Below are 20,777 nucleotides of genomic sequence, written 5' to 3'. Positions count from 1 at the left end.
CGCTCGGGCTTCGAAGAAACTCGTCCCGCATGCCGAACTCAAGGTCTATGCCGGCGCGCCGCATGGCATCACCGACACGCACAAGGACCAGCTCAACGCCGACCTGCTCGCCTTCGCCAAGGCCTGACGTTGACAAAGCGATGAGAAGAGGCGCCCGTTCGGCGCCTCTTTTTTGCTTTTTGTGATAGGTGTTTCGCTTGTCGTGATGGCTGTCGCGCCGCACCGTTTCGTGCACTATCTTCCGACGATTCTGATCCGGAGGCAGGCATGAGCTCGAAACCCCGCATTCTCGTCACCCGTCGCTGGCCGGCGGCGGTGGAACAGGTGCTCGCCGAGCGCTTCGACGCGACCTTGAACGAGCGGGACTTGCCGATGACGGCCGCAGAGCTGGGCGGTGCGCTCAGGGCCTACGATGCCGTTCTCCCGACGGTTTCCGATCGGCTTCCGGCCGAACTCTTTGCCGGCGGTGGCCTCAGGGCGAAGATCCTCGGAAACTACGGCGTCGGCTACAATCACATCGATGTTGCGGCCGCCAAGGCTGCCGCCATCGCCGTTACCAATACGCCTGGCGTTCTGACGGACTGCACCGCAGACATTGCCATGACGCTGTTGCTTACGGTCGCGCGCCGGGCAGGTGAGGGCGAGCGCCAGGTGCGCGCCGGCGAATGGACCGGATGGCGCCCGACCCACATGATCGGCAGCAAGGTTACCGGCAAGACGCTCGGCATCATCGGCTTCGGCCGTATCGGCAAGGCCATGGCCAAACGCTGCCACTTCGGTTTCGACATGGACGTCGTCTTCTACAACCGCTCGCGCGTCGACCCCGACGAGGCGAGCCGCTACGGCGCCCGTCAGCTGGATACCGTCGAGGACGTGTTGAAGGTTGCGGACTTCGTGTCGCTGCACTGCCCGGGGGGCGGTGAAAACCGGCATCTGATCAATGCCGAGCGGCTGGCGCTGATGAAAAAAGGCGCCTACCTCGTCAACACGGCGCGGGGTGACGTCATCGATGAACCGGCCTTGGTCGCCGCTCTCGAGACCGGCGTCATACGCGGCGCCGGTCTCGATGTCTTCGAAGTGGAGCCGAATGTGCCCGAGCGTCTGCGCGCGCTCGAGAACGCCGTGCTCCTCCCGCATCTTGGCAGTGCCACGGAGGAAACGCGTGTCGCCATGGGCATGAAGGTGGTCGATAATATCACCGCCTTCTTTGCCGGGCGTGAACCTCCGGATCGCGTGGCGTGATGGGGCTGCCTGTTTTCTGCGCAGCGCCTGCAAGGAAATGCAGCATCCTGACGATTTTCTTTGCAAAACAATAACTTGACTTGTCGTGTCACGATGCGGACGATAGCGGGAAAGCAAGGCGATCGGCCCGACGGGTGGCGCGCCAGTGATTGAAGGACACCGCTCGGCGGTCGAACATGAACAAGGCAGCAAGCATCGCCCCGCAACGGGCCTGGGGTAGGGGGCGACTGGTCGCCAAGATGGCGCTCGGCCACAGCCGCATTGCGGAACTCTATCAGGAGGGCTGCGCCAAGATCCGCCTGCCGAAGACCTTCGATGCCTCCATGGAGGCGGTGCTCATCAATTCATCCGGCGGCCTCACCGGCGGCGATCGTATGATCTGGGAGGTTGCGGCCGGGGCCGGAACCGACGTGACGGTGACGACCCAAGCTTGCGAGAAGATCTACAAGGCGAGCGCCGATACGGTCGAGGTTGCCACACGTGTCGAGGTTGCCGCCGGCGCACGCGTCGACTGGCTGCCGCAGGAGACGATCCTCTTCGACCGCGCCTCGTTGTCGCGTTCGCTGGACGTGGAACTTGCCGCGGACGCGACGTTTCTTGCGGTGGAGGCGGTTCTGCTCGGCCGCAAGGCGATGGGCGAGGTGGTGCAAACCGGGCTCTTTCGTGATCGCTGGCGTGTCCGGACCGCGGGCAAGTTGCTGCATGCGGACAATCTGGCGCTTGCCGGAGAGATCGCTGGTCTCGGTCAACGTCGGGCGGTGCTCGATGGCGCGGCCGCCTTTGCGACGCTCCTCTATGTCGGGCCCGATTGCGAACCCTTGCTGCCACGTCTTCGATCGCTCGTTGATGGTGAGGCCGGCGTCGGTATCAGCCATTTTCAAGTCGATGGCCGCGACAAGCTGGTGGCCCGCTTTGCGGCGCCGGATGGGTTCGCGCTCAGAAAAATCCTCATCCCCATTATTTCGCACTTGCGCAAGCAGAAGACAGTGCCGAAAGTCTGGGTTCTCTAGGGTCATTTCGTATTTTTGTTGAAACAGTGAAATGATCTAACACGTTGAAACTCTGTAATTCCTGGCGGAAAACCGCTTCGCAGTCTTGCTGGGAATTGCTTCACGAACAACCGGTGGCGACGCATGAATCTTACCCCGCGCGAAAAGGACAAGTTGCTGATTTCCATGGCGGCCATGGTCGCGCGCCGGCGCCTGGAGCGCGGCGTGAAACTCAACCATCCCGAGGCGATCGCATTGATAACGGACTTCGTCGTCGAGGGTGCCCGCGACGGGCGTTCGGTTGCGGAGTTGATGGAGGCGGGCGCCCAGGTGCTGACGCGCGATCAGGTGATGGAGGGCATCCCCGAGATGATCCACGACATCCAGGTCGAGGCGACGTTCCCCGACGGTACCAAGCTCGTCACGGTTCACGAACCGATCCGCTGAACGAGGGGTAGCGCAGGCGGCTTTTCGACCGTACCCGTCCAACTCAGGATACCAGGAGGCAGGCATGCTGGCTTTGCGGCCCAACTGCGAGTGCTGTGACAAGGATTTGCCGCCCGATAGCCGGATGGCCATGATCTGCACGTTCGAATGCACCTTCTGCGTCGATTGCGCCGAGGGAACGCTTGGTGGCGCCTGCCCGAATTGCGGCGGCGAATTCACCCGCCGCCCGGTGCGCCCGGCGGCCCTGCTTGAAAAGTATCCGGCCTCGACCGAGCGCGTGCTGAAGCCGCAGGGCTGCGCCGGTGTGAAGGCGGCTTGAGGAGAGAACCATGATCCCAGGAGAAATCATCGCGGCTGCCGGAGAGATCGAACTCAATGCCGGCCTCGACACGACCACCATCGAGGTTGCCAATACCGGTGACCGGCCGATCCAGGTCGGCAGCCACTACCATTTTGCCGAAACCAATGCCGGACTGCAGTTCGATCGGAAGGCGGCCTACGGCCAGCGGCTGGACATTCCGGCGGGCACCGCCGTGCGGTTCGAGCCGGGCCAGACGCGCCAGGTAACGCTGGTCCCGCTGTCCGGCAAGCGCGAGGTCTATGGCTTCCGCCAGCAGGTGATGGGCAAGCTATGAGACGCCTCGCGATATTTGCCATTGCTCTCGTTCTGCCGCTGGCATCCGCTCTGGCGCAGGAACACGAGGTCGACTGCCAGAACGCGGTGACGCAGATGGACATGAACATCTGTGCCAACGAGGACTACGAGGCGGCCGACGTGGAGTTGAACAAGGTCTACAAGCAGGCCTTGGCTGCGACCCAGGCGCAGGACAAGGAGCTTGCCGAGATCGACGCGAACTACGTTGGTGCGGAGGAGGCACTGAAGAAGGCTCAGCGTGCCTGGATCGGTTACCGTGACGGCCAATGCGAACTTTCGGGTTTCGAAGCCCGCGGTGGCTCGATGGAGCCAATGCTCGTCTCCGGTTGCCTGACCGAACTGACGAGGGCCCGGACGAAGGAACTCCAGGCCATTGCCGAGCCTGAGGGAAACTAGAACGTGAGCCGCGGCCGCACCATCATGATCGTTGGCAATGGCGACGTGCCTGACGGCGCTTCCACTGTGATCGACGCCGCCGATCTCGTCGTGCGCTTCAACGATTGCCGCTCCGTCGGCTCCGGCGGCCACAGGACCGATATCGTCGCCGTCTGCAACACCGGCCGCCCCGGCCTCGCCATGCTCGGCGGCGGCCGCTGGAAGGCGAGCGCGCCGGTGCGCCAGGCGCGTGAATTCTGGTGCGTTCGATCGGGCGCGAAGTTTGCCGCCATGCGTGCCGGGCTCGCCGAAACACATCCGGACCTCGACGATTTCTGCGACGACTATACGGTCGGCTTCGAGAGCTTCAGCCGCTCGACCAAGCGCGGCTTCCGCGTCGTCCCCGCGGCGGTGCATGATCAAGTAGATCATCACCTCGCCGGCTTTTCACCGGATCCCTATGTCGTTCCGTCCAGTGGTCTGATCGTCATTGCCGACATCCTGTCCAACATCGCGACTGGAGATGACGACGTCGTTCTTGCCGGCTTCGGCCACATAGGCTGGCAGTGGCATCCCTTTCCCGCCGAGCGCCGCTATGTCGATGCGCTGGCCGCGAGCGGTCGTCTTCGCCGCCTCCATTCCATTTCTTCTTCGTCCCAAGGAGCCTGAACCATGCCCTACAAGATGTCGCGCGCGGCCTATGCCAACATGTTCGGCCCGACGGTGGGCGACAAGGTGCGGCTCGCCGATACCGAGCTTTTCATCGAGGTGGAGAAGGATTTCACCACCTATGGGGAGGAGGTGAAGTTCGGCGGCGGCAAGGTTATTCGCGATGGCATGGGGCAGAGCCAGTTGACGCGCGCCGACGGCGCCGTCGATACCGTCATCACCAATGCGCTGATCGTCGACCACTGGGGTATCGTCAAGGCGGATATCGGCCTCAAGGACGGGCGGATCGCAGGCATCGGCAAGGCCGGCAACCCGGATACGCAGCCGGGCGTGACCGTCATCGTCGGCCCCGGTACCGAGGTGATCGCCGGCGAAGGCAAGATCATAACGGCGGGCGGCATGGACAGCCACATCCACTACATCTGCCCGCAGCAAATCGAGGAAGCGCTGGTGAGCGGGCTCACCTGCATGCTCGGCGGCGGCGCCGGACCGGGGCATGGTACGCTTGCCACCACCTGCACGTCCGGGCCCTGGCATCTCGCCCGCATGATCGAGGCCGCCGATGGCCTGCCGATGAACATCGCCTTTGCCGGAAAGGGCAATGCCTCGCAGCCGGGCGCCCTGGTGGAAATGGTGCTCGCCGGCGCCACCTCGTTGAAACTGCATGAGGATTGGGGCTCGACGCCGGCGGCGATCGACTGCTGCCTCAGCGTCGCCGACGAATACGACGTGCAGGTGATGATCCACACCGACACACTGAACGAGAGCGGCTTCGTCGAGGATACGATCGCGGCGATCAAGGGCCGCACCATCCATGCCTTCCACACGGAAGGTGCCGGCGGTGGCCACGCGCCCGACATCATCAAGATCTGCGGCCAGCCGAACGTCATTCCATCCTCGACCAACCCGACGCGGCCCTACACCAAGAATACGCTCGCCGAGCATCTGGACATGCTGATGGTCTGCCATCACCTGTCGCCGTCGATCCCCGAAGATATCGCCTTTGCCGAAAGCCGCATCCGCAAGGAAACGATCGCGGCCGAAGACATCCTGCACGATATCGGCGCCTTCTCGATCATCTCTTCCGACAGCCAGGCCATGGGCCGCGTCGGCGAGGTGGCGATCCGTACCTGGCAGACCGCCGACAAGATGAAGCGCCAGCGTGGGCCACTGCCGCAGGAAACCGGCGACAACGACAATTTCCGGGTGAAGCGCTACATCGCCAAATACACAATCAACCCGGCGATCGCCCACGGCCTCAGCCACGAGATCGGCTCAATCGAAGTCGGCAAGCGCGCCGATCTCGTCATCTGGAACCCGGCGTTCTTCGGCGTGAAGCCCGACTTCGTTCTGCTCGGCGGCTCGATTGCAATGGCCCCGATGGGTGATCCGAACGCCTCGATCCCGACACCGCAGCCGGTGCACTACCGCCCGATGTTCGCCACCCTTGGCAAGAACCGCACGAGTTCCTCCGTCACCTTCGTCTCGCAGGCTTCGCTCGATGCCGGCCTTGCCGCCAAGCTTGGCGTTGCCAAGCAACTTGTGGCCGTCAGGAACACCCGCGGCTGCATCGGCAAGGCGTCGATGATCCACAACAGCCTGCTGCCGCACATCGAGGTGGACCCGGAGACCTACGAGGTGCGCGCCGACGGCGAGTTGCTGACCTGCGAACCGGCGACGATCGTGCCAATGGCACAGCGTTACTTCCTGTTCTGATCCCGCAGAGACGGAGCATGAAGCGTAGCCAGAAATGGGCCTTCTTCGGCCTGCTGGCGGCGGTGCTTGCGGTCGTTCTCGGAACGCTCTTGCCGCGGCCGCTTTTGCCCATTTCCGTCTCTGCGGCGGGAGCCGGGGCCACGCGCATCCTGGTGCTTTCGGGGCCGATCCATACCGATATCGCCGTGCCCCTGACGGACGAAACGAGAAAGCGGTTCGGGTTCATTGAGCCGGCCGGCGTGCCGCTTGCGCACCCGCAGGCACAATGGCTGATCTTCGGCTGGGGCGGGCGTTCCTTCTATCTGGAAACGCCAACCTGGTCGGAACTGAAGGCCGTGCCGGTCTTCAAGGCGCTGACGCTCGACCGGTCAGTAATGCATGTCGATATCGCTGGCCGGATCGTCGAGCCGCAGGCCTCCGTTGCCGGCTTCGAACTCGACGAAACGGGATACGATCGGCTGCTCAACTTCATCGAAGAGAGTTTTGCGCGCGACGCTGGGGCCGTCGTCCCGATCGACGGCTTTTCCTACAATGGCAACGACCGCTTTTTTGAAGCCGAGGGCAGCTTCAACGCGCTCTTCGGCTGCAATACCTGGACGGCGAGGGCGTTGCGTGAAGCAGGTTTGCGCACGGGTCTGTGGAACCCGTTGCCCCCAAGTCTTGGGTTGTCGTTGCGCATCCATAACTGAGGCGCTGCACCATGAAAAAGAGCCATGCGATCATCGCATGGCTGCCATGCCTGCATGTGAATCGGGGCCTTTCATGCTGCGCCGTAGCGGATTATCCGGTAGGAAAGCCGCTGATCTTTCTCGGTCAGCCAGGCGCTCCTCCCAGGACCTGCCGACTGGGAATCGCACGAGAGCGGGATGCGGTCATCCGCCGGTACTCGCTCTAACTTATGAGAGACGATCACGTTTATGATTTAGGTCGAGCCGGCCAAAATCATGGTGATCTCAAGGAGATGACGATGCTTGGCAGAAAAGTACCCGCTGTAACGTTCCGCACTCGCGTTCGCGACGAGGCCATTGGCGGCTCGAACCCGTTCCGCTGGGAGGACGTGTCCTCCGACGATTACTTCGCGGGCAAGCGCGTCGTGCTGTTTTCGCTGCCGGGCGCGTTCACCCCGACCTGCTCGACCTTCCAGCTGCCCGACTTCGAAAAGCTGACGGCTGATTTCCGCGCCGAAGGCATCGACGAGATCTACTGCATCTCGGTCAACGATGCGTTTGTCATGAACGCCTGGGGCAAGTCCCAGAGCCTCGAAAACGTCAAGCTGATCCCGGATGGCTCGGGTGAATTCACCCGCAAGATGGGCATGCTGGTCGCCAAGGACAATCTCGGCTTCGGCATGCGCTCCTGGCGCTACGCGGCCGTTGTCAATAACGGCGTCGTCGAACAGTGGTTCGAGGAAGAAGGCTATTCCGACAACTGCGACAGCGACCCCTATGGCGTTTCCGCGCCGCAGAACATTCTGGAGACGCTGAAGTCTCAGAAGCTTGCTGCGTGATGGCAAGGACGTATCGTTCCTGATTTGAGAAAGCCCGAAGATCGGTTCCGATCTTCGGGCTTTTTCTTGTTCGGCGTGTACAATGCAGTCCCTTGGAAAACGGCTCTGTGACTGGCGCAGGAGCTTTTTCTTGCTAGACTGGCGGATGGAAAAGATATCGAGGGTTCAATGGTTTACATTATCGCCTACCTGACCGCGCATCCGGGCAAAGGAGATGAAGTGGTGTCGCTGGCCGCACCGCTGATCGAGGCCACGCGGCGCGAAGCCGGCTGCCTCACCTATGACCTTTATCGCAAGCCCGCTGATCCTGATGCTTTGGTGTTCGTCGAGACCTGGCAGAGCAAGGCGGCCGTTGACGCGCATTTCGAAGAGCCGCATCTCAAGGCCTTCCAGGCGGCAATGGCGGACCTGCTTATCGAGGCACGCATCGAGCTCGTGACGCCGGAAAAGGTCGAGGTGCTCTGAGATGCCGTATCGTTCGACAGAGGTGCTCTCGCCTGGGCCTGCCGACAAGTCGCCGCTCCATAGCGTGACGCTGACGCACGACGCGCGACATCTGCGCCGCAAGCTCCTGCATCTCGAAAACGACGATGTGGTGATGCTGGACCTGAGGGAACCGGTCATGCTCGCCGATGGCGATCTCCTGGTGCTCGACGGTGGCGGCTACATCCGGATCGTTGCGGCACCTGAGGCACTCTACGAAATTCGCCCGCGTGACCCGCTGCACCTCATCGAACTCGCCTGGCATCTCGGCAATCGCCACCTGACGGCACAGATCGAGCAGAGCCGCATTCTGATTACCCGCGATCCGGTGATCCGTCAGATGCTCGAAGGGCTGGGTGCGGCGGTGACCGAGGTTTCTGAACCCTTCCAGCCGCTGCGCGGCGCCTACCATGCCGGCGGCCACAATCATGGCCACGGCAATCACCACCATGGCTGAACGGGTCGATACGCAGGCGCTGCTTCGCCTCGTCACATGGATGTCGCCGGCCTTTCCGGTCGGAGCTTTCTCCTATTCCAGCGGGCTTGAACAGGCCGTTCATGACCGTCTGGTCACGGACGCCGCAGAGCTTCGCAACTGGCTTGAGACGGTCATCTGCCTCGGCTCCGGCTGGAACGATGCGCTGCTTCTTGCCGAGAGTTATCGCGCCGTGAACGATCATGTCCGGTTGGCTGCGGCGGCAGAGCTTGCCGAAGCCCTGGCGGGGAGCCGTGAGCGACATACGGAAATCATGCTGCAGGGTCAGGCGTATCTGGCCGCTGCACGCTCGTGGCCGCACCCGCTTCTTGATGCGCTCCCGGAGACTATCGCCTATCCGGTGGCGGTCGGTGCCGTGGCCGGGGCCCATGAAACGGGTCTTGAGCCTGCGCTTGCGGCCTATCTGAACGCCGCCGTTTCGAACGCCGTTTCGGTGGCGATCCGCTGCGGCGTGACCGGCCAGCGCGATGGCGTCGGCGTCATCGCGGCGCTTGAGCCGGTTATCGCGGCGACGGCGAGCAAGGCCGCCGGCGCTTCGCTCGACGACCTCGGCTCGGCCACGATCATCGCGGATATTTCGGCCTTGAGACACGAAACCCTGCATTCGCGGCTCTTCCGCTCGTGACACCATAGAACTGCGCAATTCCGGACAGAAAGCCCATCCCACTTTTTCCGGAATGCTCCACCTGAAAGGACATCCAGATGGCATCGAAGAACGGTCCCCTTCGCGTCGGTATCGGCGGGCCGGTGGGCTCGGGCAAGACGGCGCTCACCGACAAGCTCTGCAAGGCAATGCGGGAGAAATACTCCGTCGCCGTCGTCACCAACGACATCTACACCAAGGAAGACGCAGAAGCCCTGGTGCGCATGCAGGCGTTGCCGTCCGATCGCATCGTCGGCGTCGAGACCGGCGGCTGCCCGCATACGGCGATCCGCGAGGACGCCACGATCAATCTGCAGGCCATCGCCGATCTCAACCGGCGCATTCCCGATCTCGACGTCGTCTTCATCGAATCCGGCGGCGACAATCTCGCGGCAACCTTTTCACCTGATCTCGCTGACCTGACAATCTATGTCATCTCGGTCTGCCAGGGCGAGGAGATCCCGCGCAAGGGCGGGCCGGGCATCACCAAGTCGGATCTGCTTGTCATCAACAAGAAGGACCTGGCTCCCTATGTCGGGGCCGATCTCGACGTGATGCAGCGGGATGCGACGCGGATGCGGGAAGAAAAGCCCTTCGTTTTCACCGACATGAAGCGCGGCGACGGCATCAACCGGATCGTCGATTTTCTGACGCTACACGGCGGCCTTTGACGCTGCCAACGTCTGACAGCCGAACCTCGTCGGCTGTCAGAAGCGCTCCAATGCCTGCCGGTCATGGATCTCGATGACGCGACCCTTGACCGTGACGCCCGAGCGGCGGAGTGCCGAGAAGGCGCGCGACAGTGCTTCCGGCGCCAGGCCCAGCTTTCCGGCCAGCACATTCTTCTGGAAAGGCAGGCGGAAGGAGAAGTTGGTGATCCCGTCGGGGCAGTTTCCGAGGATGTAGCTCGCAACCCGCTGCGGTGCCGTGAGCAGCCGGTCTTCCGCAAGGCAATCCTCGGCCATCTGTGCGTGCCGGCACAGGAGCTGCATCAGCGCGTCGGCGATTTCAGGCGTCTGCTCGGCAAGCCTGCGCAGCTTGCGGCTGTCGATCCGGGCAAGCATCGTCGTTTCGATCGCCTGCGCATTGACCGTTGCGCGGTTGCCGAGGAACATGGCGCTTTCACCGAAAAGCTCGCCTCTCGGAAAAACGGCGATATCGGCCTCGCGCCCGTCCTTGCCCAGCCGGTAGAGGCGCACCAAGCCGGAGAGAACGAAGAAGACGTGATCGAGCGGCTCGCCATAGCCAAAGAGGATATCGTGCTCCTCGTGAGTGGATACCACCACATCATCGAGAATTGCGTTCGTGGCCGCCATGGGCAGCTTCTCGAAGAAGCCAGAGCCGAGCAGCACCGCCCTATCGTTCGAGTTCAATCGCAACGTTTTCATCACGTCCGTCCTGAGTAAGATCCAGGTGCAAGGTAATGAAGCCTGGCGGAACGTGGTTTGACCTCGATCAAATAAAAATAACAAAAAGCCCGCGCTAGCAGGGCGCGGGCTTGTTCTTGAATTGTGACAGCTGCGAACGACGAGCCCTCAGGCCAACGATCTATTCGGCGGCGAGTGCGGGATGGTTGATGACCTTGCCGCCGGATCGTCCCTTGGTCTGTTCCGATTCCAGTGTCTTCAACCGATCTTCCAGACCTTCGATCGTCTTGCTCTGCTCTTGCACGAGACCCGTCAGGGCCTCGCGATCGAGAGGCAGGTTCTCGTCGTCTTTCTTGCCGACGAAGCGACCGAAGATCCAGGCGAGCAGGCGCGACAGGTCATCCATGATCAGGAAGAAGGATGGCACGACGACGAGGCTCAGGATCGTCGAGACGATGATGCCGCCGATTACCGCGATTGCCATTGGCGCACGGAAGGAACCGCCTTCACCCACGCCGAGCGCGGAGGGCAGCATGCCCGCCGACATGGCGATCGATGTCATGATGATCGGGCGCGCGCGTTTGCGGCCAGCTTCGATCATTGCCAGTTTCCGGTCCATGCCGTGGTGCATCATCTCGATGCCGAAGTCGACGAGAAGGATGGCGTTCTTGGTGACGATACCCATTAGCATCAGGATGCCGATCAGCACCGGCATCGACAGTGAGTTCTGCGTCAGGATCAGTCCGGCCGCGACACCTCCCATCGCAAGCGGCAGCGAGAACAGGATGGTGAATGGCTGGATCACGTCCTTGAAGAGCAGGATCAGCACCACCAGCACCAGCATCAGGCCAAGCAGCATGGCGTTGACGAAGCTTTGCTGCATTTCCTCTTCGACCTCTGCGTCGCCGCTTTTCAGAAGTTGAACAGTGGACGGCATCTTGGCTTCGTCCGCAATCTGCAGGAAGCGTGCGGAGGCGGTGTTGAGTGCCACGCCGATCGGAAGATCCGCACCGAGCGCGACGACGCGGTTGCGGTCGTAGCGCTTGATGGAGCTCGGGCCTTCGGAATAGTTGATGTCGGCGACGCTCGACAGCGGCACCGTCAAGCCCGAAGCGGTCTGGATCTTCAGATTGCGGATCGCGGCGATGTCCGTGCGGAAATCGCGGTTGACCTGAACGCGGATCGGGATCAGCCGACCATCGAGCGCAATTTTCGTCAGGGCGGCGTCGATGTCGCCAATGGTGGCGACACGGATGACTTCCGAGATCTGCGCGGTGGTGATGCCGAGGCGCGACATCTGCTCGTCACGCGGACGGATCTGCAGCTCGGGACGGGGGAGTGCGCCGTCCGGGCTGACATTGGCGAGCAACGGATCGCTGCGCAGCTTTCCTTCCAGAATGCCGACGGCCTTGTCGAGATCGGCTTCGTTGTTGGAAAGCAGATTGAACGACAGTTCCCGCTCGCCGCGGTCGTTGAGCTTGATCACCCGGACATCCGGCAAATCGCGCACGCGGGCGAAGATCTCCTTCTCGATCTGCGACTGCGGAATGATGCGTCCCGACGGCGGCAACTTCGGCAAATACGGGCCGACGACCGGCAGCTTGCCGAAGACGTCGTTGACGACCTTATTCAAGAGCGAGTGGTCGCGCTTTTCGAGCAGCACCGTCACGGTGGCCCGGCGCAGTTCCAGGTCGCCCTTCGGCGAGGCACCGCCAAGCACGAACACACTTTCGACGCCGTCCAGGTCCTTGACCCTTTCGTAGATCTGCGCGGTCGTCCGGTCGGTGTCTTCCAGCATGGCGTCAGGCGCCAGTTCGACGGACAGGCTGACACGCGATGTGTCGTCCGGAGGCAGGAACCCGCCGGGCACGAACATGAACAGAGCGACCATGGAGGCCACGGTCACGCCGATCGCGATGAGCACCGTTAGGTAGCGCATGTACCAGCGCTTCGTCGTCGCATGAACCAGACGCGTGTAGTTGCGCATCAGAGTGCCGTCTTCGGCATGATGCCCGTCAAGTTTGGAAGGACGCATCATATAGGCGGCCATGACGGGCGTTATCAGGCGTGCGACGAGCAGCGAGAAGAAGACCGAAACGGCCACGGTCAGGCCAAACTGGATGAAGTACTGGCCAACAATCCCCGGCATGAACGACACCGGGATGAAAACCGCGATGATCGTGAACGTGGTTGCGATCACCGCGAGGCCGATTTCATCCGCCGCTTCAATCGCAGCCCGGTAGGGCGACTTGCCCATATGGATATGCCGCTCGATATTCTCGATCTCGACGATGGCGTCGTCCACAAGGATGCCGGTTGCAAGTGTCAGTGCGAGGAAGCTGACGAGATTGAGCGAGAAGCCGAGCAGTTCCATGACCCAGAAGGTCGGAACGGCAGACAACGGCAAGGCGATGGCGCAAATTAGCGTGGCCCGCCAGTTGCGCAGGAAGAGCATGACGACGATGACGGCGAGCAGCGCGCCCTCCATCAGCGTGTCTAGCGCCGCTTCATAGTTGCCGTAGGTGAAGTAGACGGAATCGTCGACCATCTCGATGGTGACGTCAGGGTTCGCCGCACGGATCTTTTCGAGCGACTTGGCAACGGTTTCGGCGACGCTCACCTCGCTGGCACCCTTGGCGCGGAAGACCGCAAAGGTCACGCCGGGATTGCCGTTAAAGCGCGAGAAGGAGCGGGGCTCCTCATAGGTATCGGTAACGGTGCCGAGTTCGGAGAGCCGAACGAAGCGGCCGCTCGGCACCGAAATCATCGTGTTGGCGAGCTGGTCGACGTTGCGGGCGTCACCGAGTGTGCGGATCGCCTGTTCGCTGCCGCCCACCTGACCGCGTCCGGACCCCAGGTCCATGTTCATGCGGCGGAGCTGGCCGTTGACGTCGGCGGCGGTGATGCCGAGCGAATTCAGCTTGTCTTCATTGAGCTCGACGCGAACTTCGCGGTCGGCGCCGCCGTAGCGGTCGACGCGCCCGATGCCGCTTTTACCCTGGATTTCGCGCTTGATGACGTCATCGACGAACCAGGAGAGTTCTTCCAGCGACATGCCGGGTGCGGAAACCGAGAAGGTCTGGATCGCTTGACCCTCGACGTCGACCTTCGAGACGATCGGTTCTTCGATCGAGGTGGGCAGGTCGCCGCGGATACGGTCGATGGCGTCCTTGACGTCCTGCACTGCCTGCGTCGTCGGTACTTCCATGCGGAAGATGACGGCCGTGGTCGACGTTCCGTCGTTGATGGTCGACTGGATATGGTCGACGCCGGTGACGCTGGCGACCGCGTCCTCGATTTCCTTGGTGACCTGGGTTTCGAGTTCGGCCGGCGATGCGCCGCTCTGCGCCACGCTGATCGATACGATCGGCACGTCGATGTTGGGGAAGCGGGTAATCGGCAGACGTACGAACGACTGATAGCCGAGTACGAGCAGCACAACGAAGGCGAGGATCGGAGCGATCGGATTTCGGATGGACCAGGCTGAGAAGTTCATGGTCACGCTTCCTGTCAGTTGGTCGCGGGTTGTGCTGATTTGACGGGGTTGATGTGGTCGCCGTCGCGTACATAGGCGCCGGCCCGGGCCACGACCTCCTCGCCGGCCTTCAAGCCTTCGAGAACCTCGATGAACTTGCCGTCGGAAATCCCTGTCCTGACTGGCAGGATGCGGATGACGCCGTTTTCGACCTTGCGAACGATGGTGCGGCCGTTCTCATTGGTAACGGCCGTTTGCGGCAGAACCACCGTCTGCTTCTGTTCGGCGGTGATCAGCGCGCTTGCATACATGCCGGCACGTGCCTTTTCGGTATCCGCCAGGCTGATGAAGACGGTGCCGAGGCGGCTGACGGGATCGACCGTCGGGGCGATCAGACGGATCGTGCCCTCGACCTTGGTGTTGCCGCCAGCGAGCGTCACGATAGCCGGCTGGCCGACCGCGAGCTTGATGATATCGGCTTCCGCGACGTCTGCCTTCATCTCGATCGCGCCATCGCGGATCATGGCGAAGAGCGGTTCGCTGTTGCCGGTGGCAATCGCACCGACCTTGGCGTTCTTGGCCGAGATGACACCGCTGACGGGGGCCTTGACCGAGGTGCGGGCGAGGCGAAGATCGATGTCGTCGATCTGCGCTTCGGCTACCTTGATGTCGGCATTGGCAACGGCGACGGCCTGCTCGGCAGAGAGGACACGCGCCTGCGTCGCGATGGCGAGCGCGCGGACCCGGTCGGCTTCGGCCGTCGAAACGGTGCCGTTCTTGGAGAGTTCGGCGGCACGTTCGCTGACGCGCTTGGCTTCATCGTTGTTGGCCTTGGTTTCGCTGAGCTGTGCGTTCAACTGCGCAAGCCCGGCTTCTGCCTTGGCAAGCGACGCTTCGAGTTCGCTCTTCTGCAGGCGAAGCGCGTCGTCGTTGAGGACCACGAGCACGCTGCCGGCTTCGACCCTGTCGCCGACATCGACATTGAGTGTGCGGATCGAAAGACCGTCGACCATCGGGGCGACATAGACCTGTTCCACCGCCTGTATGGTTCCGGTCGCAACAACGCGGTCGCTGATCGATTGGTCGACCGCCGTGGTCACGACGATGGAGGGGAGCGCCGGCTTCGGTTGCGCCGCTTCCTCGGCCCGGGCCGGCGAAAGCGAACCAAAGGTCATCGCAGCGCACACGCTGAGAACAGGCAATACTTTTTGAGCCATCGGCTTTACAGTCCCGGCAATGGAAACAATATCGAGCGGATCACCGCTCAAGGCAGGATCCACGGGCAATCAGGCGATTTTATCACGCCGACATCGCGCCCCGGCGGATTGCACGGGGACAGGAGACTGCGCTTCTCCGCATTTCGCGCTCCGCGTGCACGGTATCAGACCGTAGACGCGGGCGGAACTGGGACCGGTTACCGCAGGCAATGCATCGGGAAAAGGGTGTCCTCCGCCATGCCTGCCTCCAACAAACATCCGGGCCTATGTAATCTCGGCTTTGGACGCTTACAAGAGTGCACGAAGCAATGGTGCCTCAATATTCAACCTGTTCTGCGGTTATGGTTGCGATCTTGACACGATCTTGACAATGGCGAGCAAAGGTAGCGCCGTTGCCAGCTGCGTTACCACCCCCACGCCCGGTACCCGGCGGCAACTTGGCGGATGCGAACGGCCGCTAAGAAAACGGAAGAGGGCCGCACGATCGTGCGACCCTCTTTTGACGTTTTGGCTACCGTCTACTTCAGTGCGGCGTCCGTGATTTCGTGGGTCCAGGCGCCTTCCGGCTCCTTGGAGATCACGGGATCGGAACCGCCTGCAAGCAGGGACTGTACCGTGCGCTTGTAATCGGCTTCGTCCAGTGCGCCATTCGAGCCGGAGGTCAACTTCGCCACTTCGCCCATCATGCGCTTCTGGTGCTTTTCCGTCTGCGCGCCGGTGGAGTCGTTTTCAAGAACGATATCCGCGGCTTCGTCCGGGTTCTGCTCGGCGTACTTCCAGCCCTTCATCGAGGCGCGCACGAACTTGACCATCTTCTCCTTGAAGGCAGCGTCCTTGAGCTTGTCCTGGAGCACGTAGAGGCCGTCTTCCAGGGTCGCGACGCCTTGATCTTCATACTTGAAGGTGACGAGGTCGTCCGGCTTGATGCCGGCGTCGATCACCTGCCAGTACTCGTTATAGGTCATGGTCGAGATGCAGGCGGCCTGCTTCTGGATCAGCGGGTCGACGTTGAAGCCCTGCTTTAGGACGGTGACACCGTTCGGGCCGCCATCGGTCGGGATCTTCAGGTGCGACATCCAGGAAAGGAACGGATATTCGTTGCCGAAGAACCAGACGCCGAGGGTCTGGCCCTTGAACTTGTCGGGGCTGGTGACGCCGGTTTCCTTGAGGCAGGTCAGCATCATGCCGGATTTCTTGAAGGGCTGGGCGATGTTGACGAGCGGTACGCCCTTTTCGCGGGTGGCAAGCGCTGAAGGCATCCAGTCGACGATCACATCTGCGCCGCCGCCGGCGATCACCTGTGCTGGGGCGATATCCGGACCGCCGGGCTTGATGTCGACGTCAAGGCCTTCCTCCTCGTAGAAGCCCTTGTCCTTGGCGACGTAATAGCCTGCGAACTGTGCCTGGGTTACCCATTTCAGCTGCAGCGTCACCTTGTCGGCGGCCTCGGCCTGGAACGCTGCGAGCGAAAAGACGCCTGCGGCGAGAAGCGATGCGAGTCTTTTGTTCATGTCAGTTCCCTCTTGTTTTTACTTCATTTTATTAAAGTTCTTTAAGCAGGCTCAGGCGCGCCCTCCGCGGATGGAAGGATGCCAGAAGGTGACGGCACGCTCGATGAGTGCAACCACCCCGTAGAAGGCGGAACCAGCGACCGCCGCAACGGCGATCTCGGCCCAGACCATGTCGACATTCATGCGTCCCACTTCCGTGGAAATCCGGAACCCCATGCCGACGATGGGGGTCCCGAAGAACTCGGCGACGATGGCGCCGATCAGCGCCAGCGTCGAATTGATCTTGAGCGCGTTGAAGATGAACGGCCAGGCGGCCGGCAGGCGCAGCTTGACGAGGGTCTGCCACCAGGACGCGGCGTAGGTGCGCATCAGGTCGCGTTCCATGTGACTGGCGGCGGCAAGGCCGGCGACCGTGTTCACCAGCATCGGGAAGAAGGTCATGATGACGACGACGGCAACCTTCGACTGCCAGTCGAAGCCGAACCACATTACCATGATCGGCGCAACGCCGATGACGGGGAGGGCGGAGACGAAGTTGCCGAGCGGCAGCAGGCCTTTCTGCAGAAAGGGCGAACGGTCGATAAGGATCGCGACCGCGAAGCCGAGACCGCAACCGAGCGCGTAACCGATCAGTACCGCCTTCAGGAAGGTCTGGCGGAAATCGGCGCCGAGCGTCGGCAGCGAGTTGATCAGCTTGTGCCAGATCATCGAGGGGGCCGGCAGCAGAACGGATGGCACGGAGAAACCCCGCACGATGCCTTCCCAGAGGACCAGGATGGTGATGCCGAAGATCAGCGGCACGGCAAAGTGCGCAGCGCTTCTGGCGGCGGGGCTCTCAAAGTTCTGGCGCACCAGCCATTCGTTGAAGGCCCAGGCGGCGAGCCAGAAGACGATCGCGGCCACAAGGATGGGAAGGTTCATGGCTTGGCTCCCATGCGCTTCAGGACGGCCGTGTGGGCGAAGCCGACGATCATGACGAGGATTGCGGCGAGGGCCGCCGCCATGAACAGTGCCGCCCAGATCTGCACCGTCTGACCGTAATAGGAGCCGGCGAGCAGGCGGGCACCGAGGCCGGCGACGGCGCCGGTGGGCAGTTCGCCAACGATTGCGCCGACCAGCGAGATGGCGACGGCGACTTTCAGCGAGGTGAAGAGATAGGGCATCGACGAAGGCCAGCGGAGTTTCCAGAAGGTCTGTGCCGACGAGGCGTTATAGGTGTGCATCAGGTCGAGCTGGATGGTCTCCGGGCTGCGTAGCCCCTTCACCATGCCGACGACGACGGGGAAGAAGGACAGGTAGGTGGAGATCAGCGCCTTCGGCAGCAGACCGGAGATGCCTACGGCATTGAGGACGACGATGATCATCGGTGCGACCGCGAGGATCGGGATCGTCTGGCTGGCAATCACCCAGGGCATCAGCGAGCGGTCCATGGCGCGATTGTGCACGATGCCGACCGCGAGCAGGATGCCGAGTGCCGCGCCGATGCCGAAGCCGAGCAGGGTCGCGGAAAGCGTGACCCAGGCGTGATAGACGAGGCTGCGTTTCGAGGTGATCGCCTTGTTGAAGGTGGTATCCCAGATCTCGGCGATCACCTGATGCGGCGCCGGCAGCACCGGGCGCTCCTGCGCCATGGTGTTGCGCACGATGTCGGAGAAGCTGATCTCGGTGCCGGCCCGCGCGGCCGTATCGCGCTCGAAGGGCGCGTTGAGGAAGACGACCGCGACATACCAGATGGCGATCAGCAGCAGGACGACGGTGCCGACCGGCACCAACTTGTCCCTGATGAAACTCGGTTCCTGCATCGTCACGCCTTTCCGCTTGCGGGGAACAACATCAGGCCCATGGCGACGATGCCGAGAAGCACGCCGGCGGCCTGTGTGAGGCTCAATCGTTCGCCGAACACCGCGAAGGCGATGACATTGACCATCACGAGCTGCACGATCGCCGAAAGCGAGATGGCAAGGCCGAGGCCGCCCTCGCGCATGAGCTTCACCATGATGATGTTGCCGATTACGTAGAGCCCGAGGGCGAGGCAGAGCATGCCGAGGTGATTGTTGGAGACATAGGCGCGCGAGGCGGTGGCGCCGCCAAGGAAAATCGTCGTCGCCAAAAGCATCCAGAGGCCAAAGGCAAGGTTCATACCCGCACCTCCCTGCCGCGCCAGCGATAGAGGATATCCGGCAGGTGCTCCTCGTTGTCACCGTCGGTCCATCGTACCGCTTCGAAGCCCTGGTGCTCGTAAAAGCGCTGGGCATCACGGTTGTGTTCGAAGGTCCACAGGCTCAATTCGTCCGGTGACATCGCCTTGGCGGTGGCGATCAGACGGGCGCCAATACCGGCGCCGCGGTGCCGCTTGTCGATATAGAGCGCGGTGACGTGGTGGTCGTCGGAGAGGGAAAGGAAGCCGGCGATCTCGCCATCCTCCTCCGCCAGGATCACGGTGCGTTCGGCAAAGACGGTTTCGGCGTAGTAGCGCTCCACATCGGCATGATCGTGGACGCGCGGCATCCAGGGCGTCGCGTCGATCCAGCGATTGAGGATGCCGGCGCAGGCGGCCATGTCGTCCCGTTCGGCCCGGCGGATGCCGATGCTATTCGTCATAGCTGTGTCCTGCACGCAGGCCTTCGCGGACGCGATGGGCGATTTCCAGGAACTCCGGCGTTTCGCGAATGCCAAGCGGCCGTTCGCGCGGCAGCGGCGATTCGATCACGTCGGTGACGCGGCCGGGGCGCGGGCTCATCACCACGATCTTGGTGGAGAGATAGACCGCCTCAGGGATCGAGTGGGTGACGAAACAGATCGTCTTGTTGGTGCGGGCCCAGAGCTTGAGGAGCTGTTCGTTCAGGTGGTCGCGGACGATCTCGTCGAGCGCACCGAAGGGCTCGTCCATCAAAAGCAGGTCGGCGTCAAACGCCAGTGCGCGGGCGATCGAGGCGCGCTGCTGCATGCCGCCCGAAAGCTGCCAAGGGTATTTCTTGCCGAAGCCGGAGAGATTGACGAGGTCGAGTGTGCGCTCGATGCGCGCCTTCTTCTCTTCCTTCGAATAGCCCATGATCTCCAGCGGCAGGGCGATGTTGTTTTCGATGGTGCGCCAGGGATAGAGCGCGGCCGCCTGGAACACGTAGCCGTACGCCCGTTGCTTGCGTGCTTCCTCGGGTGTCATGCCGTTGACGCTGATCTTGCCGGAGGTCGCCCTTTCGAGATCGGCGATCACGCGCAAGAAGGTCGTCTTGCCGCAGCCGGACGGGCCGATGAAGGAAACGAAATCGCCCTTGGCAACGTCGAGATTGACGCCGGTCAACGCGTGAACCGGTCCATCGGCAGTTTCGAAGGTCAGGCAGAGGTCCCGGGCCGAAACCACGGATGCGGTATTGGACGTCATCGGCGAATACTCATTCTGGCTGGTCTGTGTCAGACTGCTATCCGGACCGGCAACATGCAATCGCGGATTTGGGTGCGGAGCCGTTTGTTGCTGGTTTTTCAGGGAATTCTGGAGAACGCTCATGTCTCGATCATCCAATCCGGGCTGTCGCGTGGTTCGTCCTGATGGCGTGACGGCCGGCCAGCAGGGGCTCAACTATTTCGAGGGCATTGCGGCGGAGACCGTCGGGGCGACGGGGCTCTGCATGCATATCGTCACGATCCCACCGGGCGCGCGTGCCAAGGCGCACCTGCACGAGAGCCACGAGACGGCGATCTATGTGCTTTCGGGCGAGGCCTGGACCTGGTTCGGCGAGCGGCTGGAGGAGCACGTCATCGCTCGGGCCGGCGAGATGGTCTACATCCCCGCCGGCATGCCGCACCTTCCGGAGAACCGGTCGAGCGAGCCCTGTTCGGCGGTCATCGCACGCACGGACCCGAACCAACGCGAAAGCCTCGTGCTCCTGCCCGAACTCGATGCGCTCGTGCCCGCCTGACGGATCCCACGCCGAGGCGTCCCGCCAATGTGGCGGGACATGTCCGGTGGGACAGAGCGGCGCGAAGA

At 62.4% G+C, this 20,777-nt stretch carries 24 protein-coding genes and 1 pseudogene; 16 read left to right on the top strand and 9 right to left on the bottom strand.

The features are described 5' to 3' along the window. The 15 genes and pseudogenes from AB4Z53_RS29310 to ureG all read left to right on the top strand — a co-directional run. Positions 1-127, top strand: a pseudogene (locus AB4Z53_RS29310) (alpha/beta fold hydrolase); the annotation flags it as partial. A gap of 140 nt (positions 128-267) precedes the next feature. After that, positions 268-1,242: a 2-hydroxyacid dehydrogenase gene (locus AB4Z53_RS29305; protein ID WP_291156882.1), complete on the top strand. Its 975-nt coding sequence runs from the start codon at positions 268-270 to the stop codon at positions 1,240-1,242. Positions 1,243-1,418: 176 nt separating this feature from the next. Then, entirely contained in the window at positions 1,419-2,252 is an 834-nt protein-coding gene (locus tag AB4Z53_RS29300; RefSeq protein WP_291156881.1) for an urease accessory protein UreD, read from the top strand. Positions 2,253-2,375: 123 nt separating this feature from the next. After that, positions 2,376-2,678: an urease subunit gamma gene (locus AB4Z53_RS29295; RefSeq protein ID WP_057249031.1), complete on the top strand. Its 303-nt coding sequence runs from the start codon at positions 2,376-2,378 to the stop codon at positions 2,676-2,678. A gap of 64 nt (positions 2,679-2,742) precedes the next feature. After that, positions 2,743-2,997: a DUF1272 domain-containing protein gene (locus tag AB4Z53_RS29290; protein ID WP_441598979.1), complete on the top strand. Its 255-nt coding sequence runs from the start codon at positions 2,743-2,745 to the stop codon at positions 2,995-2,997. A 10-nt stretch (positions 2,998-3,007) separates the two neighbouring features. After that, the gene (locus AB4Z53_RS29285; RefSeq protein WP_441598978.1) at positions 3,008-3,313 is read left to right on the top strand and encodes an urease subunit beta; all 306 of its coding nucleotides are present in this window, start codon (positions 3,008-3,010) and stop codon (positions 3,311-3,313) included. Then, positions 3,310-3,729, top strand: a complete 420-nt coding sequence (locus tag AB4Z53_RS29280; protein ID WP_441598977.1) for a lysozyme inhibitor LprI family protein — start codon at positions 3,310-3,312, stop codon at positions 3,727-3,729. The genes AB4Z53_RS29285 and AB4Z53_RS29280 overlap by 4 nt, the downstream gene beginning before the upstream one ends. Positions 3,730-3,732: 3 nt before the next feature. Then, on the top strand, positions 3,733-4,377 hold the full coding sequence (locus tag AB4Z53_RS29275) for a Urease operon accessory protein (RefSeq protein ID WP_441598976.1): 645 nt from the start codon (positions 3,733-3,735) through the stop codon (positions 4,375-4,377). A gap of 3 nt (positions 4,378-4,380) precedes the next feature. Beyond that, complete coding sequence (gene ureC, locus AB4Z53_RS29270) at positions 4,381-6,093, top strand: urease subunit alpha (protein ID WP_441598975.1); 1,713 nt, start codon at positions 4,381-4,383, stop codon at positions 6,091-6,093. A 17-nt stretch (positions 6,094-6,110) separates the two neighbouring features. Next, positions 6,111-6,782: a TIGR02117 family protein gene (locus AB4Z53_RS29265; RefSeq protein WP_441598974.1), complete on the top strand. Its 672-nt coding sequence runs from the start codon at positions 6,111-6,113 to the stop codon at positions 6,780-6,782. A 278-nt stretch (positions 6,783-7,060) separates the two neighbouring features. After that, the gene (locus AB4Z53_RS29260) at positions 7,061-7,600 is read left to right on the top strand and encodes a peroxiredoxin (protein ID WP_113535653.1); all 540 of its coding nucleotides are present in this window, start codon (positions 7,061-7,063) and stop codon (positions 7,598-7,600) included. Between the two features lie 168 nt (positions 7,601-7,768). After that, positions 7,769-8,065 (top strand): putative quinol monooxygenase, encoded by a 297-nt coding sequence (locus tag AB4Z53_RS29255; protein ID WP_441598973.1) that lies wholly within the window; start codon positions 7,769-7,771, stop codon positions 8,063-8,065. A 1-nt stretch (position 8,066) separates the two neighbouring features. Beyond that, positions 8,067-8,540 (top strand): urease accessory protein UreE, encoded by a 474-nt coding sequence (gene ureE, locus AB4Z53_RS29250; RefSeq protein ID WP_441598972.1) that lies wholly within the window; start codon positions 8,067-8,069, stop codon positions 8,538-8,540. After that, a complete protein-coding gene (locus AB4Z53_RS29245; RefSeq protein ID WP_291156883.1) occupies positions 8,533-9,204 on the top strand; it encodes an urease accessory protein UreF in 672 nt (223 codons plus the stop codon). Before ureE ends, AB4Z53_RS29245 begins: the two co-directional genes overlap by 8 nt. Before the next feature lie 77 nt (positions 9,205-9,281). Then, complete coding sequence (gene ureG / locus AB4Z53_RS29240; RefSeq protein WP_223725280.1) at positions 9,282-9,893, top strand: urease accessory protein UreG; 612 nt, start codon at positions 9,282-9,284, stop codon at positions 9,891-9,893. 36 nt (positions 9,894-9,929) lie between these two features. Here the strand turns inward: ureG and AB4Z53_RS29235 are convergent, their stop codons facing one another. From AB4Z53_RS29235 to AB4Z53_RS29195, 9 genes are all read right to left on the bottom strand, one after another. Next, on the bottom strand, positions 9,930-10,610 hold the full coding sequence (locus tag AB4Z53_RS29235) for a Crp/Fnr family transcriptional regulator (protein ID WP_113535648.1): 681 nt from the start codon (positions 10,608-10,610) through the stop codon (positions 9,930-9,932). Between the two features lie 160 nt (positions 10,611-10,770). Beyond that, complete coding sequence (locus tag AB4Z53_RS29230) at positions 10,771-14,085, bottom strand: efflux RND transporter permease subunit (protein WP_291156864.1); 3,315 nt, start codon at positions 14,083-14,085, stop codon at positions 10,771-10,773. Positions 14,086-14,099: 14 nt separating this feature from the next. Further along, the gene (locus tag AB4Z53_RS29225; RefSeq protein ID WP_113535692.1) at positions 14,100-15,281 is read right to left on the bottom strand and encodes an efflux RND transporter periplasmic adaptor subunit; all 1,182 of its coding nucleotides are present in this window, start codon (positions 15,279-15,281) and stop codon (positions 14,100-14,102) included. Between the two features lie 518 nt (positions 15,282-15,799). Continuing rightward, positions 15,800-16,792 (bottom strand): ABC transporter substrate-binding protein, encoded by a 993-nt coding sequence (locus tag AB4Z53_RS29220; RefSeq protein ID WP_113535646.1) that lies wholly within the window; start codon positions 16,790-16,792, stop codon positions 15,800-15,802. 51 nt (positions 16,793-16,843) lie between these two features. After that, positions 16,844-17,713, bottom strand: a complete 870-nt coding sequence (locus AB4Z53_RS29215; protein WP_113535645.1) for an ABC transporter permease — start codon at positions 17,711-17,713, stop codon at positions 16,844-16,846. Next, the gene (locus AB4Z53_RS29210; RefSeq protein WP_113535644.1) at positions 17,710-18,594 is read right to left on the bottom strand and encodes an ABC transporter permease; all 885 of its coding nucleotides are present in this window, start codon (positions 18,592-18,594) and stop codon (positions 17,710-17,712) included. The genes AB4Z53_RS29215 and AB4Z53_RS29210 overlap by 4 nt, the downstream gene beginning before the upstream one ends. A gap of 2 nt (positions 18,595-18,596) precedes the next feature. Beyond that, positions 18,597-18,932 carry a hypothetical protein gene (locus tag AB4Z53_RS29205; protein WP_291156858.1) on the bottom strand — a complete coding sequence of 112 codons (336 nt, stop codon included), beginning with the start codon at positions 18,930-18,932 and terminating at the stop codon, positions 18,597-18,599. Then, positions 18,929-19,393 (bottom strand): GNAT family N-acetyltransferase, encoded by a 465-nt coding sequence (locus AB4Z53_RS29200; protein WP_291156856.1) that lies wholly within the window; start codon positions 19,391-19,393, stop codon positions 18,929-18,931. The genes AB4Z53_RS29205 and AB4Z53_RS29200 overlap by 4 nt, the downstream gene beginning before the upstream one ends. Next, complete coding sequence (locus tag AB4Z53_RS29195) at positions 19,383-20,174, bottom strand: ABC transporter ATP-binding protein (protein WP_291156854.1); 792 nt, start codon at positions 20,172-20,174, stop codon at positions 19,383-19,385. Before AB4Z53_RS29195 ends, AB4Z53_RS29200 begins: the two co-directional genes overlap by 11 nt. A gap of 121 nt (positions 20,175-20,295) precedes the next feature. Here AB4Z53_RS29195 and AB4Z53_RS29190 point away from each other — a divergent pair, with 121 nt between their 5' ends. Continuing rightward, on the top strand, positions 20,296-20,709 hold the full coding sequence (locus tag AB4Z53_RS29190; protein WP_441598971.1) for a cupin domain-containing protein: 414 nt from the start codon (positions 20,296-20,298) through the stop codon (positions 20,707-20,709). The last annotated feature ends 68 nt before the right edge of the window (positions 20,710-20,777 follow it).

Source organism: Ensifer sp. 2TAB8, assembly GCF_052115125.1.
Lineage (GTDB): Bacteria > Pseudomonadota > Alphaproteobacteria > Rhizobiales > Rhizobiaceae > Ensifer.
Note: the sequence above shows the minus strand (reverse complement) of the source record. Positions and strands in the feature narration are given on the sequence as shown.